Annotated in this window: 16 protein-coding genes and 1 other annotated feature; of the genes, 3 read left to right on the forward strand and 13 right to left on the reverse strand. The window is 53.9% G+C overall.

Annotated features, from left to right (window positions below):
* Positions 1-19 precede the first annotated feature (19 nt).
* The 7 genes from nhaA to tal all read right to left on the reverse strand — a co-directional run bounded on the left by nhaA (position 20) and on the right by tal (position 8479).
* Positions 20-1180 carry a Na+/H+ antiporter NhaA gene (gene nhaA, locus ABEH87_RS10855; RefSeq protein ID WP_346576394.1) on the reverse strand — a complete coding sequence of 387 codons (1161 nt, stop codon included), beginning with the start codon at positions 1178-1180 and terminating at the stop codon, positions 20-22.
* Positions 1181-1399: 219 nt separating this feature from the next.
* Positions 1400-1690, reverse strand: coding sequence for a Bor family protein (locus ABEH87_RS10860; RefSeq protein ID WP_346576395.1), 291 nt, complete (start codon positions 1688-1690; stop codon positions 1400-1402).
* Between the two features lie 203 nt (positions 1691-1893).
* Positions 1894-3033, reverse strand: a complete 1140-nt coding sequence (dnaJ, locus tag ABEH87_RS10865) for a molecular chaperone DnaJ (RefSeq protein WP_346576396.1) — start codon at positions 3031-3033, stop codon at positions 1894-1896.
* Between the two features lie 107 nt (positions 3034-3140).
* A complete protein-coding gene (gene dnaK, locus ABEH87_RS10870) occupies positions 3141-5054 on the reverse strand; it encodes a molecular chaperone DnaK (protein WP_346576397.1) in 1914 nt (637 codons plus the stop codon).
* A 236-nt stretch (positions 5055-5290) separates the two neighbouring features.
* Positions 5291-6595 carry an MFS transporter gene (locus ABEH87_RS10875; protein ID WP_346576398.1) on the reverse strand — a complete coding sequence of 435 codons (1305 nt, stop codon included), beginning with the start codon at positions 6593-6595 and terminating at the stop codon, positions 5291-5293.
* A 127-nt stretch (positions 6596-6722) separates the two neighbouring features.
* The gene (mog, locus tag ABEH87_RS10880; RefSeq protein ID WP_346576399.1) at positions 6723-7310 is read right to left on the reverse strand and encodes a molybdopterin adenylyltransferase; all 588 of its coding nucleotides are present in this window, start codon (positions 7308-7310) and stop codon (positions 6723-6725) included.
* Between the two features lie 215 nt (positions 7311-7525).
* A complete protein-coding gene (tal, locus tag ABEH87_RS10885; RefSeq protein WP_346576400.1) occupies positions 7526-8479 on the reverse strand; it encodes a transaldolase in 954 nt (317 codons plus the stop codon).
* Between the two features lie 258 nt (positions 8480-8737).
* On the opposite strand from tal, the gene yaaA reads away from it, so the two are divergent.
* Entirely contained in the window at positions 8738-9514 is a 777-nt protein-coding gene (gene yaaA, locus ABEH87_RS10890; RefSeq protein WP_346576401.1) for a peroxide stress protein YaaA, read from the forward strand.
* 92 nt (positions 9515-9606) lie between these two features.
* On the opposite strand, the gene thrC is transcribed toward yaaA, so the two are convergent.
* The 5 genes from thrC to ABEH87_RS10915 form a co-directional block, all read right to left on the reverse strand.
* A complete protein-coding gene (gene thrC, locus ABEH87_RS10895; RefSeq protein WP_346576402.1) occupies positions 9607-10893 on the reverse strand; it encodes a threonine synthase in 1287 nt (428 codons plus the stop codon).
* Between the two features lie 3 nt (positions 10894-10896).
* Positions 10897-11826, reverse strand: coding sequence for a homoserine kinase (gene thrB / locus ABEH87_RS10900; protein ID WP_346576403.1), 930 nt, complete (start codon positions 11824-11826; stop codon positions 10897-10899).
* Positions 11827-11828: 2 nt separating this feature from the next.
* Positions 11829-14291, reverse strand: coding sequence for a bifunctional aspartate kinase/homoserine dehydrogenase I (thrA, locus tag ABEH87_RS10905; RefSeq protein ID WP_346576404.1), 2463 nt, complete (start codon positions 14289-14291; stop codon positions 11829-11831).
* A 25-nt stretch (positions 14292-14316) separates the two neighbouring features.
* Positions 14317-14438: a sequence feature (Thr leader region), on the reverse strand.
* Positions 14374-14445: a thr operon leader peptide gene (gene thrL / locus ABEH87_RS10910; protein ID WP_105594825.1), complete on the reverse strand. Its 72-nt coding sequence runs from the start codon at positions 14443-14445 to the stop codon at positions 14374-14376. It overlaps the preceding feature by 65 nt.
* A gap of 203 nt (positions 14446-14648) precedes the next feature.
* Entirely contained in the window at positions 14649-15335 is a 687-nt protein-coding gene (locus tag ABEH87_RS10915; protein ID WP_346576405.1) for a tRNA/rRNA methyltransferase, read from the reverse strand.
* A 672-nt stretch (positions 15336-16007) separates the two neighbouring features.
* Between ABEH87_RS10915 and arcA the strand changes: the two genes are divergently transcribed.
* Complete coding sequence (arcA, locus tag ABEH87_RS10920) at positions 16008-16724, forward strand: two-component system response regulator ArcA (protein ID WP_133842373.1); 717 nt, start codon at positions 16008-16010, stop codon at positions 16722-16724.
* A 44-nt stretch (positions 16725-16768) separates the two neighbouring features.
* Here the strand turns inward: arcA and creA are convergent, their stop codons facing one another.
* On the reverse strand, positions 16769-17245 hold the full coding sequence (gene creA / locus ABEH87_RS10925; protein WP_346576406.1) for a protein CreA: 477 nt from the start codon (positions 17243-17245) through the stop codon (positions 16769-16771).
* A gap of 206 nt (positions 17246-17451) precedes the next feature.
* Here creA and robA point away from each other — a divergent pair, with 206 nt between their 5' ends.
* The gene (gene robA, locus ABEH87_RS10930) at positions 17452-18327 is read left to right on the forward strand and encodes an MDR efflux pump AcrAB transcriptional activator RobA (RefSeq protein ID WP_346576407.1); all 876 of its coding nucleotides are present in this window, start codon (positions 17452-17454) and stop codon (positions 18325-18327) included.
* The last annotated feature ends 29 nt before the right edge of the window (positions 18328-18356 follow it).

Genomic DNA, 18356 nt, shown 5'->3' on the forward strand with positions numbered 1-18356 from the left:
GACCTCCCGACCACCGGCACTATCGCAGCTTAACCCGCAGCAGCGTGTAACCGACCAGCGCAGAAATCACTGACCCGCTGAGAATACCCAGTTTGGCCAGCGTGACCATCTCTTCATGTGCGGCATCAAAGGCCAGAGAGGCAATAAATATCGACATGGTAAAACCGATACCGCACAGCACACCGACGGCAGCAATATCCTGCATACGGGTGTTTTCCGGCATCGCGGCAATTTTCAGTTTCACCGACAGCCAGCAAATCAGCGTAATCCCCAGCGGTTTACCCACAAACAGACCGAGAATGATCCCCAGCGGTACCGCCGAGAACAGACCATCCACGGAAACACCGCTCAGCGAGACGCCGGCGTTGGCAAAAGCAAACAGTGGCAGGATCAGCCAGCTCACCCACGGATGCAGACCGTGCGCCAGTTCAATCGCCGGAGAGTGCCCCTCCTGCTTTTTCAGCGGAATAAGCAGGCCGACAATGACGCCCGCCAGCGTGGCGTGTACGCCGGACTTCAGCACGGCAACCCACAGCACCATCCCCACGGCCAGATAGACGGAGGTTTTACGCACCCCGCACAGGTTCAGCACCACCAGCACCGCGATAGAGGCAGCAGCCACGCCGAGCGAAGTCAGCGACAGGTCATTGGTATAGAAGAAAGCAATAATGATAATCGCGCCGAGATCGTCGATAACGGCCAGCGCCATCAGGAACATCTTCAGCGCCACCGGCACCCGGCTGCCCAGCAGGGCCAGAATACCCAGCGCAAAAGCAATATCCGTCGCCGCAGGGATCGCCCAGCCGTGAATGGCCAGCGGATCATTGTGGTTCAGCGCCGCGTAAATCAGTCCTGGAGCCAGCATGCCCCCCAGCGCAGCAATCAGCGGGAACATCGCGCGCTCGCGGCCTTTCAGCGACCCCATCATCAGCTCACGCTTCACTTCCAGACCGATCATCAGGAAAAACAGCGCCATCAGCGCATCATTAATCCACAGTAACAGGTCTTTATTGATATCCAGCGCGCCGAAACGGAACTGGACGGGCATGGAAAGTATTGACTGATAATCCTGCTGAGTGCTGGCGTTATTAGCCAGAAACATGGCAATGGCGGCGGCGACAATCAGCACGACGCCGCTGGTCGCATCATTTTTTAGCAGCTTTTTGAAAAAGAGGTTCATTACAGACTCCGCTGAAGATCTCAGATGACAGTGTTCAGGTGAGCAATAGCATACGTGTTTCAACCGTTCGAAAAAAACAGTTTATTCCCGCTTCAAACATCGGTATTTCCGACCTGTGACAGGCGGGCCATCAAAACAACCCAGGTAGTGCAGTTAACGCAGGATGAGAAACATAAAAAAAGCCGCAGAGTGCGGCTTTCTTATCACACGGATATTCGCTTACAGAGAGCAGTAAACGCGCGCTTCACGTGGGGTATAAATACCGAAAGTCACGATGCTCAGCAGAATATTGGGGAAAGTCTGCTGAACTTCAACGCGATCGACTTTATCCGCATTACCGCAGATTGCCGCTGCATCCAGCGTTTTTTTCTGGCCAATACCAGAAACGAAGAAGTGGTGAGTGGTCGCCTGCTTAGGCGTCGCCACCTGGTTGTGTTTCAGCTGGAAGGTTTGTTGAGCACAGCCGGAGAGTAAAACAGCGAAAGCAGCAATTGCCAGAATCTTTTTCATGAAATCCAATTCCATTAGATAAATTGAAGCGTCATCTAATAATAATCAGATACATAATGCAACATTAAGCAACAACAGATTCAACTTTGCCTGAATCGCACTAAAAATTTCCGTAATGAGAGAGTAAAAAAACAGGAAGAGGGACAGGTACAGCAGATTCAGCGGGTAAAACGGCTCCCTGTTTTATCAGGGAGCCGCATTGATTAACGAGTCAAATCGTCAAAGAACTTCTTCACGCCATCAAAGAAGCTTTTAGAACGCGGGCTGTTCTGCTCACCGGAAGGACCGCCAAAGCTCTCCTCCAGTTCACGCAGCAGCGACTTCTGCTTCTCGCTCAGGCTGACCGGGGTTTCCACCACGACGCGGCACAGCAGATCGCCCTGCGCACCACCTCGTACCGATTTCACCCCTTTGCCACGCATGCGGAACAGCTTGCCGGTCTGCGTTTCCGCAGGAACTTTCAGCTTCACGCGGCCATCCAGCGTCGGCACTTCAATTTCCCCACCCAGCGCGGCCATAACAAAGTTAATTGGCACTTCGCAGTAGAGGTTATTCTCTTCACGCTCAAAGATATTGTGCTTACGCACCTGCACCTGAACGTACAGATCGCCTGCTGGAGCACCCTGCTCGCCAGCTTCACCTTCGCCGGTCAGACGAATACGGTCACCGGTATCGACACCCGCCGGAATCTTCACTGACAGCGTTTTTGAACGCTCTACCCGGCCGTGGCCGTGGCAGGCATTGCACGGGTCTTTAATCACTGAACCGCGACCGTGACAGGTCGGACACGCCTGCTGCACGGTAAAGAAGCCCTGACGCATCTGCACCTGGCCCGCACCGTGACAGGTTGAACAGGTCTGCGGTTTGGTGCCGGCTTTTGCGCCACTGCCGTGGCAGACATCACACTCTTCCAGCGTAGGAATGCGGATCTCTTTGGTCACGCCGCGTACCGCTTCTTCCAGCGACAGCTCCATGTTGTAGCGTAAATCAGCGCCGCGTGCCGCACGCTGCTGACGACGGCCTCCGCCAAAGATATCGCCGAATACGTCGCCAAAGATATCGCTGAAGTCAGCTCCACCGCCGCCGCCAAAGCCACCGTGGCCACCGCCCATTCCGCCCTGCTCAAAGGCGGCATGACCGTACTGATCGTAGGCCGCACGTTTCTGCGCATCGGTCAGAATTTCGTAGGCTTCTTTGACCTCTTTAAACTGCTCTTCGGCACCTTCACCCTGGTTACGGTCGGGGTGAAATTTCATTGCCAGGCGTTTATAAGCCTTTTTGATCTCACGCTCATCCGCAGATTTGGATACGCCTAAAACCTCGTAATAGTCTCTTTTCGCCATTGTTATTGATCCTGCCCTTAACATGCGTGCACGGGCGTAGGATTTCTCCGACGCCCGTGCTGGTGATCAATGGCGCGTCACACGCCACCGTGCCCGCTCAAGGGCGATTATTTTTTGTTGTCTTTCACTTCTTCGAATTCAGCGTCAACAACATCATCGTCTTTCTTCGCACCGTCGGTGGCATCTGCTGCGCCGCCAGCGGCCTGCTGCTGCTGAGCGAATTCCATCAGCTTGCTGGACACTTCCATCAGAGCCTGGATCTTAGCTTCGATTTCCGCTTTATCCTCGCCTTTCAGCGCGGTGTTCAGCTCAGCCAGTGCCGCTTCGATTGGCGCTTTATCGTCGGCAGGCAGTTTATCGCCTGCTTCGTCCAGCTGCTTACGCGTGCTGTGTGACACCTGGTCACCCTGGTTACGGGTCTGAACCAGCTCTTCAAACTTACGGTCAGACTCGGCGTTTGCTTCAGCATCACGCACCATTTTTTCGATCTCTTCTTCATTCAGACCGGAAGAGGCCTTGATGGTGATCTTCTGCTCTTTACCACTGTTTTTGTCTTTCGCAGACACATGCAGAATACCGTCAGCATCGATGTCGAAGGTCACTTCGATCTGCGGCATACCGCGCGGTGCATTCTGAATACCGTCCAGGTTGAACTGACCCAGAGATTTGTTATCCGCAGCACGTTTACGCTCACCCTGCACAACATGGATGGTTACCGCAGACTGGTTGTCTTCTGCAGTAGAGAACACCTGGCTGTGCTTGGTTGGGATGGTGGTGTTTTTGCTGATCAGTGACGTCATCACGCCGCCCATGGTTTCGATACCCAGCGACAGCGGGGTAACGTCCAGCAGCAGAACGTCTTTCACTTCACCAGCCAACACACCGCCCTGAACCGCAGCACCTACTGCTACCGCTTCGTCCGGGTTGACGTCTTTACGTGGTTCTTTACCAAAGAACTCAGCAACTTTCGCCTGCACCATTGGCATACGCGTCTGACCACCGACCAGGATCACGTCGTTGATATCAGACACAGACAGGCCGGCATCCTGCAGCGCCACTTTCAGTGGATCGATAGAGCGCGCCACCAGGTCTTCAACCAGTGATTCCAGTTTAGAGCGCGTCACTTTGATGTTCAGGTGTTTAGGACCTGTAGCATCAGCCGTGATGTACGGCAGGTTAACGTCGGTCTGCTGTGCAGAAGACAGTTCGATCTTCGCTTTCTCTGCGGCTTCTTTCAGACGCTGCATTGCCAGTGGATCGTTGTGCAGATCGATACCCTGATCTTTCTTAAACTCAGCCACCAGATAGTTAATCATACGGCTGTCGAAGTCTTCACCACCCAGGTGGGTATCACCGTTGGTAGCCAGAACTTCGAAGGTTTTTTCGCCATCAACTTCATCGATTTCGATGATAGAGATATCGAAAGTACCACCGCCCAGGTCATAAACCGCGATAGTGCGGTTGCCCTGACCTTTATCCAGACCGTAGGCCAGTGCCGCTGCGGTCGGTTCGTTGATGATACGTTTTACTTCCAGACCGGCGATACGACCGGCATCTTTCGTTGCCTGACGCTGCGCATCGTTGAAGTAAGCCGGTACAGTGATAACCGCTTCAGTGACTGGCTCACCCAGATAATCTTCAGCCGTTTTCTTCATCTTTTTCAGCACTTCTGCTGAAATCTGTGGCGGAGCCACGCGCTGACCTTTCACGTCCAGCCATGCATCACCGTTGTCAGCGCCAACGATTTTAAACGGCATGATTTTCAGGTCACGCTGAACTTCTTCATCCTGGAAGCGACGGCCAATCAGGCGCTTGATCGCAAACAGTGTATTCTGCGGGTTGGTAACCGCCTGACGTTTAGCAGGCTGACCTACCAGCGTTTCGCCGTCCTGGGTGTAAGCAATAATTGAAGGAGTGGTACGGTCCCCTTCTGCATTCTCCAGTACACGCGCTTTGCCGCCATCCATAATGGCAACACAAGAGTTCGTTGTACCCAGGTCAATACCAATAATCTTACCCATTTAAACATCTCCCACTTAAATTCAATTCAAATCAGCTTATGAACCATTAATGTGGGCAATTTTTACAGTTTCAACTGCTCGCCCTACGCTTTTTTTCCAGGTCCGAAGCCTCGGATGCCAACTAAGATGGGGCCGTGCAGCGCGGCATCAAGGGGGGAAGAGAAAAAAATTTTCACTTTGCCTTTAAAAGTGAACGGGCCAGCCTGAGCTGACCCGTTTAACCACCGGCACTGCGGCTACAGCGCACTGACCTGTTTCAGTATTGCCTGCCGCCCGGCGGCACCCCGCAGCCAGCAGCCAACCAGTACGCCAATAGCCGCCAGCACCAGTACATAATAGGCTGGTGCCATTGGCGTCAGCTTCATCATCAACGTCAGGGCAATCGGCGTCAGCCCGCCAAAAATCGCGTAGGCGATATTGTAAGAGAAGGAGATCCCGGTGAAACGGACCTCCGCCGGAAACGCACTCACCATGACAAACGGCACCACGCCCACCACACCGACACACAGGCCGGCCAGCGCATACGCTGCAAACAGATACTCAGGTGCCTGTGCAGCGACGTGGAAGAACGCCCAGCTGGCGACGGCCATTAACAGACTGCCGACAATCAGGGTGGTCGATGCACCGATACGGTCCACCAGCGCTCCGGCAATAATACAGCCGAAGATCAGCATCACGGTCGCCAGGCTGTTCGCCTGCAGCGTCAGTGCGGCAGGCAAACCGTGTAACTTCTGCAACAGCGCCGGAGCCATCAACAGCACCACAACAATACAGGCCGACAGCAGCCAGGTGAGCAGCATCGACACCACCACACCGTGCGTATGCCGCAGCACTACGGTTTTCAACGGCAGCTCGACAGATAACGCTTTACGCTGCTGCATCCGGGTAAATACCGGAGTTTCATGCAGCCAGCGTCGCAGATACATTGCCAGCAGGCCAAAACCGCCCCCCAGCAGGAAGGGGATACGCCAGCCCGTTTCAGCGATAGTCTGCGCGCTCATGGTGGTGGTAATCAGCGTAGCCACCAGCGATCCCAGCAGAATGCCGAAAGTCAGCCCTGCTGTCAGCGTCCCGCAGGCGAAACCGATGCGTTTTTCCGGTACATGCTCCGCGACAAACACCCACGCCCCCGGCACTTCACCGCCAATCGCCGCACCCTGTAGCATTCGTAACAGCAGCAGCAGTAGCGGAGCCGCTATGCCAATAGAGGCATAGGTGGGCAGCAGCCCCATTGCCAGGGTAGGCACGGCCATCAGCAGAATACTCAGACTGAACATTTTCTTGCGCCCCTGGCTGTCACCGAAGTGCGCCATGATCAGTCCGCCTAAAGGACGAGCCAGATAACCGGCAGCAAAAATCCCAAAGGTCTGCAGCTGGCGCAGCCATTCGGGAATATCAGCGGGGAAGAACAGATCGCCAATCACGGCAGCGAAAAAGACGAAGATAATAAAGTCGTAGAACTCCAGTGCACCGCCGAGGGCGGCGAGAGCAAGAGTTTTGTAATCCTGTCGGTTAAGGCGGCGCGATTGATCGATTTGCATATTTTTTCAGGCTGGTCCACAGGTAGAAGAAAACGGTATAGTTTGCACTGTAAAGCTGAGCTTACTATACCGTCACTTTCCTGCTACAGCAGTGACCTCTGGATCTTATGCCTGAAAAAATGAATTTTTAGCTATTTGTGTCGCGGCGGGCGCTTTTAGGGCGAAATGCTGCTACTACCTGCGGATCAGTCTCGATATACGGTCCTTCAAGAAGCTGGATGCAATACGGCACGCTGGCGAATATGCCGTGTACCTGCGCCTGGCCTTCAGCGTCTTTCAGGCCTTCCAGCGTTTCCTTAATAGACTTTGGCTGACCCGGCAGGTTAATGACCAGCGACTGCTTACGAATCACGCCGACCTGGCGCGACAAAATCGCAGTCGGCACGAAATTCAGGCTGATCTGACGCATCTGCTCGCCAAAGCCTGGCATCTCGCGGTCGGCGATCGCCAGCGTGGCATCCGGCGTCACATCGCGCCGGGCCGGGCCGGTTCCCCCGGTCGTCAGCACCAGATGGCAAAATAGCTCATCGACTAATTCACAGATCGCCTGCTCAATCATCGGCTGCTCATCCGGCACCAGACGTTTTTCGATCTCATACGGCGTTGTCAGTGCCTTTCCGAGCCACTCTTCCAGTGCCGGCAGGCCCTGATCCTGATAAATGCCGTTGGCCGCACGATCGGAAACGGAGATCAATCCAATGCGTAGTGTGTTCATAGGGTATTTACCGTCGGAGAAAAGGAGATGAAGAAAGGATAAACCATAGTAAAGAAGGAAGTATAGCGAAGGAGGACCTATTCGAATTCAGGAATAGCCAAAACAACTGGAACGGTAGCAAGGCGGTAAGTGGATACATCCCCGGCCACCTAAAGAAGTCAGTGACCGGGATGAACGCGCGGCCAACGCCGCTACAGCTTCAAGAACGCAGGCTATTACAGCAGGTCAGCAATCATCTTATCGAGTTTGCCCTGGTCGATGGCAAAGTTACGGATGCCTTCAGCCAGTTTCTGTACGGCCATCGGATCCTGGTTGTGCTGCCACAGGAACTCCGACTCGGTCATCTTCGCCGGACGCGCTTTCACTTCGCCGCTGTAAGACAGCTTACGCTCAACCGTGCCTTCGGTTTCTGCCAGTTCTTTCAGCAGGCCAGGGGAGATGGTCAGGCGATCGCAGCCGGCCAGTTCGATGATTTCACCCACGTTACGGAAGCTGGCACCCATCACCACAGTCTCGTAACCGTGCTGCTTGTAGTATTCGTAGATTTCGGTCACGGAAACCACGCCTGGATCTTCGTTCGGTGCGTACTCTTTCTTATCGGTGTTCGCCTTGTACCAGTCGAGGATACGGCCAACAAACGGAGAGATCAGGAACACGCCCGCTTCAGCGCAAGAACGTGCCTGTGCGAAGGAGAACAGCAGCGTCAGGTTACAGTTGATGCCTTCTTTTTCCAGCTGCTCAGCAGCGCGGATACCCTGCCAGGTCGAAGCCAGCTTGATCAGGATGCGGTCATTGCTGATGCCGGCATCGTTATACAGTTTGATCAGGCTGCGGGCTTTGGCGATGCTGCCTTCGGTGTCGTAAGACAGACGGGCATCGACTTCGGTAGAGATGCGGCCAGGGACCAGCTTCAGAATTTCCAGGCCAATGTTTACAGCCAGCTTGTCGGCAGCGTAAGACACCTGCTCTTCTTTGTTGCTGGTCTGCTCACGCGCCCAGACCACCGCTTCGTCGATCAGCTTACGGTATTCCGGGATCTGTGCCGCGCTGAGAATAAGAGAAGGGTTAGTGGTGGCATCCTGAGGTTTGTAGAGTTTCATTGCCGCAATGTCGCCGGTATCAGCAACAACGGTAGTGAGTTGACGCAGGGAAGATAATTTGTCCGTCATAGTTGTCATTCTCATCAAAGTTGATTTGTCAGGGTGTTGAAAATGTCTGCCCCGGATGATAGCACGCGTACCCCACCATGCAAGGGGCGTAAACTTTCGTGCCTCAACAGGATAATTTCGCCGCAGAAATACCGCATTTACCCGGCAATCACCGCGGTCATCTTCGGTCACCAATGGCAGCGATTCGTCACTCCCCCTCACTTTTTTGCTACAGTAGGCGCTGATAATTTTCCCGGACACTGCAAGAAGGACGCGTTCATGTTAATGGTAATTTCCCCGGCCAAGACCCTGGACTTTGAAAGCCCGCTGGCGACCCAACGTTATACCCAGCCCGCCCTGCTGAAAGAGTCACAGCAGCTGATTGACGTGGCGCGCACGCTCTCACCGGCGGATATCGCGTCCCTGATGCATATCAGCGACAAACTGGCCGTACTGAACGCCGAACGCTTCAACGACTGGCAGCCCGACTTCACCCCGGATAACGCCCGTCAGGCGATCCTCGCCTTTAAAGGGGATGTCTACACTGGCCTGCAGGCAGAAACCTTCAGCGATAAAGAGTTCGATTTTGCCCAGCAGCATCTGCGGATGCTGTCCGGCCTTTACGGGCTGCTGCGCCCGCTGGACCTGATGCAGGCGTATCGCCTGGAGATGGGCATCAGGCTGGCAAACCCGGCAGGCAAAGATCTCTACAGCTTCTGGGGGGATAAACTGACCCACGCGCTGAATGCCGCGCTGGCGGAACAGGGCGATGACGTTCTGATTAATCTCGCCTCGGACGAATATTTTAAAGCGGTGAAACCGAAACTGCTCAACGGCAGGGTGATTAAGCCGGTCTTTTTAGATGAGAAAAACGGCAAGTTTAAGGTCATCAGCTTCTATGCAAAAAAAGCGCGCGGGCTGATGAGCCGCTATATCATTGAGCACCGCCTGAGCAAGCCAGAGCAGCTTAAAAAGTTCGACGTGGACGGCTATGCCTTTGATGCAGATGCGAGTGCGGGGAATGAGCTGGTGTTTAAACGCAGCGAAGCAGTTTAAGCGCAGGGGGCGACCCTTTTTTTGGTCGTCCCGTGTCGATACGCTGACGCGGCGGGCTGACCGCAAAAGAGGGTCAGCCCCGACGTAATAGTTTATTTCTTCAGTAAAAACTCACGCAGGTCAGCAAACTCAGCCTTCATGGTATGCGACAGCAGCGGCAGGTCTGCACGTTCAGCCAGGGCTTCCGGTAACGGCAGCTTGCGGTCGAGAATCTCTTCCACGCTCTCTTTAAACTTCGCCGGGTGTGCCGTGCCCAGGAACAGGCCAAACTCTCCTTCCTGCAGCTGATCGCGCAGCAAGCGGTAAGCAATAGCCGCGTGAGGTTCAGACAGATAGCCGATATCAGCCAGTTCGCGCATGGTGGCTTTGGTGGTTTCATCATCCACAGCGCCGTAGCCAAGATCCTGCAGACGCCAGGTTTTACGGCGGAACAGCTCTTCCACGCGCGGCCAGTTGTTCGGCTGTGACACATCCATCGCATTCGACAGCGTTGCAACCGTGACCTTCGGTGACCACTCGCCATTCACCAGGAAGCGCGGCACGGTATCGTTAGCGTTGGTTGCGGCGATAAAGCGCTTCACCGGCAGACCGAGCGATTTCGCCAGCAGGCCAGCCGTCAGATCGCCAAAGTTACCGCTTGGCACTGAGATCACCAGCTGATTACGTTTTTCCTGCGGCAGCTGCGCCACGGCTTCGAAGTAATAGCAGATCTGCGCCAGCAGGCGGCTGATGTTGATAGAGTTCGCCGAGTTCAGGCCGATGGCCTTCTTCAGCTCTTCATCGTCAAACGCCTGTTTTACCAGCGACTGACAGACATCGAAATCGCCATCGATGGCAATCGTCTGAATATTCCCGCCCAGGGTGCAGAACAACTTCTCCTGCAGCGGGCTGATTTTGCCCTGTGGGTAGAGGATCACCACGCGCACGTTTTCCATACCGTAGAAGGCGTGGGCCACGGCGGCACCGGTATCCCCGGAGGTCGCGGTCAGGATAGTGATCTTCTCATCAGCATCGCTGACGTAAGCCAGCATCTGCGCCATAAAACGGCCGCCGAAGTCTTTAAATGCCAGCGTCGGGCCGTGGAACAGCTCCAGCGCAGCGATATCGTCAGTGACGTTAACGACGGGTGCGGGGAAGGTGAACGCCGTTTTCAGCCGCTCGCTCAGCTGATGCGCGTCAATCTCATCACCAATAAAGGCCGACAGGATTTTGCTGCTGCGGGTCACGAAATCCATCTCCAGCATCGCATCGATGTCGGTCAGTTCGAATTCAGGTAACTCCAGTGGAAAGAACAGGCCCTGCTGTTTACCCAGCCCCTGCTTCACCGCCTGGGCGAAGCTAACCTGCTCGTTGTGATCCTTAAGATTATACAGTTTCATGCGTTATCCCAGTTTACGTGCGCCTGCCGTATCTAAACGGCAAATATGGACGAAGCCTTCATCATTTTGCAGATAGTGCTGGCGGAGCCAGTCTGCCATACGTTGTGCGGTATCCAGCTGATTACAGACGGCAAACAGCGTCGGGCCGGAGCCTGAGATACCACAGGCCAGCGCACCGATATCGGCAGCGGCCTGGCGGGCTTCGCTGAAGCCCGGTAACAATTTGGTGCGGTAAGGTTCCGCAATCACATCCTGCATCAGCTTTGCCGCCAGCAGCGGCTGCTGCGTGTGGCAGGCATGGATAAAGCCACCCAGATAGCGACCGTGGCGAATAATATCCTCTTTGCGGTACTGCGCAGGCAGGATCGCACGGGCTTCGGCGGTAGACACCTTAATACCCGGATAAGCCATTACCCACAGCCAGTCATCAAAGCCTGGCACCTGCTGGCTGATAATGCCGTTCTCTTCCAGCATCAGCTGCATGCCGCCGAGGAAACAGGGCGCCACATTATCAAAATGGACGCTGCCGGAGATGCGCCCTTCCAGTTCCCCCATCAGCGCCAGCAGCTCCGTATCATTCAACGGCTTGCCACAGTGTTCGTTCATTGCCATCAGGCCAGCGACCACCGAGCAGGCGCTGGATCCCAGCCCGGAACCGATCGGCATATTTTTTTCCAGCGTCATCTTCACCGGCACGCGCTGGCCAATCGCTTCACAGAAGCGGTCCCAGCACTGATAAACAATATTCTCTTTCGGGTCAGCGGGCAGTTTGCTGACAAAACTGCCTTCGTTATGCAGGCTGAACGTGTCGGCCGCTTCCACGGTTACGCAGTCCCCCAGCAGGGTGCCATCCACCGGCGACACCGCCGCCCCAAGCACGTCAAAACCAACGCTGACGTTGCCAATTGAGGCAGGGGCATGAATTTTAACCATGATTAAACTCCCAACTTCCACGACAGAGTACGTAACAGATCGGCAAATACGCCCGCCGCGGTCACATCATTACCGGCACCGTAACCGCGCAGCACCAGTGGGATTGGCTGATAATAACGGCTGTAGAACGCCAGCGCATTTTCACCATTTTTCACTTTATATAACGGATCGTTGCCATCGACGGCATCGATTTTCACTTTGCAGATACCGCCCTCTTCGATGGCACCGACAAAGCGTAATACTTTATCCGCTTCGCGTGCGCTGGCAACCCGCTGAGCAAAGGCTTCATCCAGCTCCGGCAGACGCGCCATAAACGTTTCAACATCGGCAATTGCGGTCAACTCTGGCGGCAGAACGGCTTCAATCTCAATATCGCTCAGCTCCAGCTGATAGCCGGCCTCACGGGCGAGGATCAGCAGCTTACGCGCGACGTCCAGCCCTGACAGGTCTTCACGCGGGTCCGGCTCGGTAAAGCCCATCTCGCGCGCCATTTTCGTCGCTTCAGACAGCGACACACCCTCGTCCAGTTTGCCAAAAATAAACGACAGCGACCCGGAGAGAATACCGGAGAAGCTGATCATCTCATCCCCGGCATTCAGCAGATTTTGCAGGTTCTCAATCACCGGCAGGCCCGCCCCGACGTTAGTATCATAAAGGAACTTACGGCGTGATTTCGCTGCGGCTGCGCGCATCTGCTGGTAGTAGTTGATTGACGACGTGTTGGCCTTTTTGTTCGGCGTCACCACGTGGAAACCGTCAGTAAGGAAATCGGCATACTGATCGGCGACCTGCTGGCTGGAAGTACAGTCGACAATCACCGGATTCAGCAGATGATACTCTTTCACCAGGCGATTGAGACGCCCCAGGTCAAACGGCTCTTTTGCCGCTTTTAGCTGATCCTGCCAGTTCTCCAGCGGGATACCGTGGACATTGGTCAGCAGCGCCCGCGAATTGGCGATGCCACAGACGCGCAGATCGATATGTTTGTTCTTCAGCCAGGTCTGCTGGCGATGCAGCTGCTCGATCAGGGCCGCCCCCACACCACCGACGCCGATAACAAACACTTCAATCACCTGGTCTGTGGCAAACAGCATCTGATGCACCACGCGCACACCGGTGGTCGCTTCATCATTGCTGACCACAACGGAGATAGAGCGCTCAGAAGAGCCCTGAGCAATGGCCACGATGTTGATATTGGCACGGGCCAGCGCCGAGAAGAACTTGGCTGAAATCCCGCGCAGGGTGCGCATACCGTCACCGACGACGGAGATCACCGCCAGGTGCTCCATCACGTCCAGCGGCTCCAGCAGGCCATCTTTCAGCTCCAGATAGAATTCATCTTCCAGCACGCGGCGCGCCCGCGCCAGGTCGCTCTGCGATACGCAGAAGCTGATACTGTATTCCGAAGAGGACTGGGTGATCAGCACCACGGAAATACCGCTGCGCGACATCGCCGCAAAGACACGCGCCGCCATACCGACCATGCCTTTCATCCCCGGACCAGAGACGTTAAACATCGCCATATTATTCAGGTTGGTGATGCCTTTTACCGGATTATCTTCGTCGCTGCCGTCGCCGCCGATCAGCGTGCCGGGAGCCTGCGGGTTGGCGGTATTTTTAATCAGGCAAGGGATCTGGAACTGTGCAATAGGGGCGATAGTGCGCGGATGCAGAACTTTTGCCCCGAAGTAGGAGAGCTCCATCGCCTCCTGATAGGACATCGATTTCAGCAGACGCGCATCCGGCACCTGGCGCGGATCGCAGGTATAGACCCCGTCCACGTCGGTCCAGATTTCACAACAGTCGGCGCGCAGACAGGCGGCGAGCACCGCCGCTGAATAGTCAGAGCCGTTACGCCCCAGCACGACCAGCTCACCGCGTTCATTACCGGCGGTAAAGCCCGCCATCAGCACCATATTGCTCGCCGGGATCTGGCTGGCAGCAATGCGGCGGGTGGACTCGGCAATATCCACGGTGGATTCAAGATAATGGCCGACGGCCAGCAGCTGTTCCACAGGATTGATCACGCTGACGCCGTGGCCGCGCGCCTGCAACAGCGCTTCCATAATGGCGATTGAGAGCTTTTCACCACGACAGATTATCGCGGCGTTGACGCTGTCCGGGCACTGCCCCAACAGGGCGATACCGTGTAAGACCTGCTTTAGCTGCGCGAACTCCCGATCAACTACCGTTTTCAGCTGGTCGAAAGCAAAGCCCGGCTGTGCCTCAGCCAGCCCCTGAAGCAGTTCAGCAAAGATACGCTCCGCATCGCTGATGTTTGGCGTAGCATCCTGACCGCTGATGGTTTTTTCAATCATCGCCACCAGATGGTTGGTAATCTTCGCTGGCGCGGACAATACGGTAGCAACCTGTCCCTGCTTTGCATTACTTTCCAGAATGTCAGCCACACGCAGAAAGCGTTCCGCATTGGCTACTGAGGTTCCACCGAATTTCAGCACTCGCATGTTCAAGATCTCCTGAATTTTTGCCGAAAAAAAAGCCCGCACTGGTTAGGTGCGGGCTTATTTTTTATTTTTCCTGTATGCGTCAGCCCGCACCGTTACCTGTGGTAATGGTGGTGGTAATAATGATTGTGGTAATCAGGCTGTTTTTGCGCATTGAGATTTATCTTTTATCTGTCTGTAAAATCTGTCGGCTTTCAGAATTAAAGCAAACAGCCGATCATGTCAATTTTTTTATCAAAGGGCACCTGCCACTGGCGCGATGCCGCCGGCCCCTTTTCCGCGTCTCCGCCCAGCTGTTCTGTTACACAGGAAAAAAATGGCAGTAAATCACACTGCTTTTTATCGATTGAGCAGTGTTTACCTCTGGAGGTTTTTTTCAATGTCATGCAGCAACCGATGCAGCATGGCGGTATCTCGCTGCTGCAACAGGCCCATGCGCTGCCGAAGCCAGTCAGCCATTTTTTCATCCCCGGCGACGTCAAGACGCAGCAGCAGCTTGTCCACACGCAGACGCAATGCCGCCAGCTGATCGGCTTCCGCCGCTGCCTCAGCCAGGGCACTCACCTGACGCAGCGCCGAGAGCTGATAGCAGTAAACCATCACCGCCTGGCCGAGGTTAAGCGACGGATAGTCCCCTGCCATAGGGATCCCGGTCAGCAGATCAACCTGTGCCAGTTCCTCATTGGTTAAGCCGCTGTCTTCACGGCCGAATACCAGAGCTGCGCTGCCAATCCACTGCTGTTTCTCTTCCAGTACGCCCTGCACCTGCTGAGGCGTGGCGTAGTAGCGGAATTTAGCCCGTGAACGCGCCGTGGTGGCAATGCTGAAATCAATATCCGCCAGCGCGTCTTCAAACGATGTCCAGTGACTGGCATTTTCCAGTATCTCACCGGCACCGTGGGCCACGCGCTGTGCGGCCGGATCGCGATGTACCAGGCTGTTAACGATACGTAACTCGCTAAACCCCATGGTTTTCATGGCACGGGCCGCTGCACCGACATTTTCCGCGCGAGCGGGAGAAACAAGGATCAAAGGAAACCGCATAACCACCTACATGTAATGAAAAAGAGAAATACCACTACCACTAACGTGGCCCTGGGCAACGGCTCCGGCTTTACCGCACCCCGCCCGTGCGTCAGCGGCGATGTAAATCATCGTAATAAGATGATAACCTTATTTTTTATGGATAAATCAGCAAAAAACAGACTCTCAAATAATAATCTCTATTTTATCAAATATTTAACATTTATTAAAACACACTCAAACTTACTGTTAACTCACTTCGTGGAATAGTGAAATTCTACACGTATTTGTGAGCTAACCTGGCATTCCGGGAAGAGTTTTTCACAAAAGTGTTAACGTGCTACACTTGGTTTGATATAAGTCAACTAAGCGTTGTTTTATTGCGTAATGGATGTTGCCTGTGCTGTTATGTTGCTGTTAATACAGTTAGGATATACGCCGTTTTGGCACTACCGGGGCATGCAGGATACAGCCTGATGGCTGCGCAAAACCCAATAAAACTGGCGTTTCAGCAGCGCTGAATCTTCATGTATATAGGGTTAGCCACGTTGTTGACGGTACATGGAACGTGTATCAAGAACATAATTCTGTACGGCTGTTGTTTTGCTTCTGACTCTGAACACCAGGTGTAGTCAGCGCCAATGGCCGTATGTCCTGTTTTCGATTTTGTTAGCAATTTTAGGTAGCAAACACATGCAGACCCCGCACATACTTATCGTTGAAGACGAATTAGTCACTCGTAATACGCTCAAAAGTATTTTTGAAGCCGAAGGCTACATGGTTTATGAAGCTACGGACGGCGCAGAAATGCACCAGATTTTGACCGAGAATGACGTCAATCTGGTGATTATGGACATCAACCTGCCGGGCAAAAATGGCCTGCTGCTGGCACGTGAACTGCGCGAGCAGGCTAACGTTGCCCTGATGTTCCTGACGGGCCGTGATAACGAAGTCGATAAGATCCTCGGCCTGGAAATCGGCGCTGATGACTATATCACCAAGCCATTTAACCCGCGTGAACTCACCATTCGCGCCCGTAACCTGCTGTCACGCACCATGAATCTGGCTGCCGTTAGCGAAGAGCGTAAGCTGGTGGAATCCTACCGTTTTAACGGCTGGGAGCTGGACATCAATAGTCGTTCACTGGTCAGCCCGCAGGGCGAGCAGTACAAACTGCCTCGCAGTGAATTCCGTGCCATGCTGCACTTCTGCGAAAATCCGGGCAAGATCCAGACCCGTGCAGACCTGCTGAAGAAAATGACCGGACGCGAATTAAAACCGCACGACCGTACTGTTGATGTGACCATCCGCCGCATCCGTAAGCATTTTGAATCCACACCGGACACCCCGGAAATTATCGCCACCATTCACGGCGAAGGTTACCGCTTCTGTGGCGATCTGCAGGATTAATGCTTGCAGGGGTCGACCTTTTTCCGGTCGACCCACGCATTCTGCTACTGATGGCCCCACGGCATAATCGGCACCGCACTCAGGGCATTTTTTGGCGACCCGTCCACGACCTTATCCGAATAGCTTAGATAAATTAAAGCATTACGCTTTTTATCATAGAAGCGCACCACCTGAAGCTTTTTGAATACCAGCGATGTCCTTTTCCTGAACACCACTTCGCCCTCTGCTTTCCCCTGAGCAATTTTATCGCTCAGTTCAACCGGACCTACCTGCTGACAGGAAATCGCGGCATCAGAGGTATCCTCAGCCAGCCCCAGCCCACCTTTAATTCCACCGGTTTTTGCCCGGCTGAGATAACAGGTCACGTTTTTTACATCAGGATCGTCGAATGCCTCGACAACGATTTTATGATCGGGACCAAATACCTTAAATACGGTATCCACCGATCCCACCTGCTCCGCGTGTAAAACCCCGGAGCACAGTAATACTGAAGTGACTATTAACACTTTTTTTATTGTCATGACGTTACCATTTCAAAGAAAATAGATGACATTGTAAGGTACACAGCAACCGCAGTGACCTTGTAATTTATAACGCTATTTGTCGCTAATTAGCCATTTTAGGCACATTTTTACAGTTAAAGCTGAAACCTGGCTTTTGCAATTAATGCTACTATTCGTCGACTTTGCTTATCTTGCACCAATTCTGAGTAACATGAGGACGATTTATGGACCAAGCCGGTATCATTCGAGATTTGCTTGTCTGGCTGGAGAGCCACCTTGACCAACCGTTATCACTGGATAATGTCGCGGCAAAGGCAGGTTATTCAAAATGGCATTTGCAAAGAATGTTCAAGGACGTCACTGGTCATGCGATTGGCGCTTATATTCGTGCTCGTCGTTTGTCAAAGGCTGCCGTAGCTTTACGGCTGACAAGTCGCCCGATTCTGGATATTGCTTTACAGTATCGCTTCGACTCACAGCAAACCTTCACCAGGGCTTTTAAAAAACAGTTTGCACAGACGCCAGCCTGGTATCGCCGGTCCTCGGACTGGAATGCCTATGGGCTGCGCCCACCTATCCGCCTCAATGACGTCAGATTACCGGAACCTACATGGGTCAGTCTGCCGGAAATCGTGCTGACAGGGCAAACTCAGACTTACACCTGCACACTGGAACAGATTTCCCGCTTCCGTAATGAAATGCGCACGCATTTCTGGCGCCAGTTTCTGACGGAAACGGACACCGTTCCCCCCGTGCTGTATGGCCTCCATCAGTCGCGTCCAAGCACTGAAAAAGATGATGAACAGGAGATCCTTTACACCACTGCCGTACCGTCTGACCAGATGTCTCATCACCTGAGCTCGGCTCAGACCGTACTGCTGGAAGGCGGGGATTACGTACAGTTTACTTATGAAGGGCCACGTACCGGGTTTCAGGAGTTCATCCTGCAAATTTATGGTACCTGCATGCCTAACCTGAATCTCACGCGTCGTCACGGTCAGGATATTGAGCGCTTCTATACCCACGGCGGTAAGATGCGTCCTGAGCCACCTACTGACATACACTGTGAATATCTGATCCCTATCCGACACTCGTCGTAAACGGGCTACCCGATAACAAAGAAAGGGCC

It is taken from the genome of Erwinia sp. Eh17-17 (assembly GCF_039675725.1).
Lineage (GTDB): Bacteria > Pseudomonadota > Gammaproteobacteria > Enterobacterales > Enterobacteriaceae > Erwinia.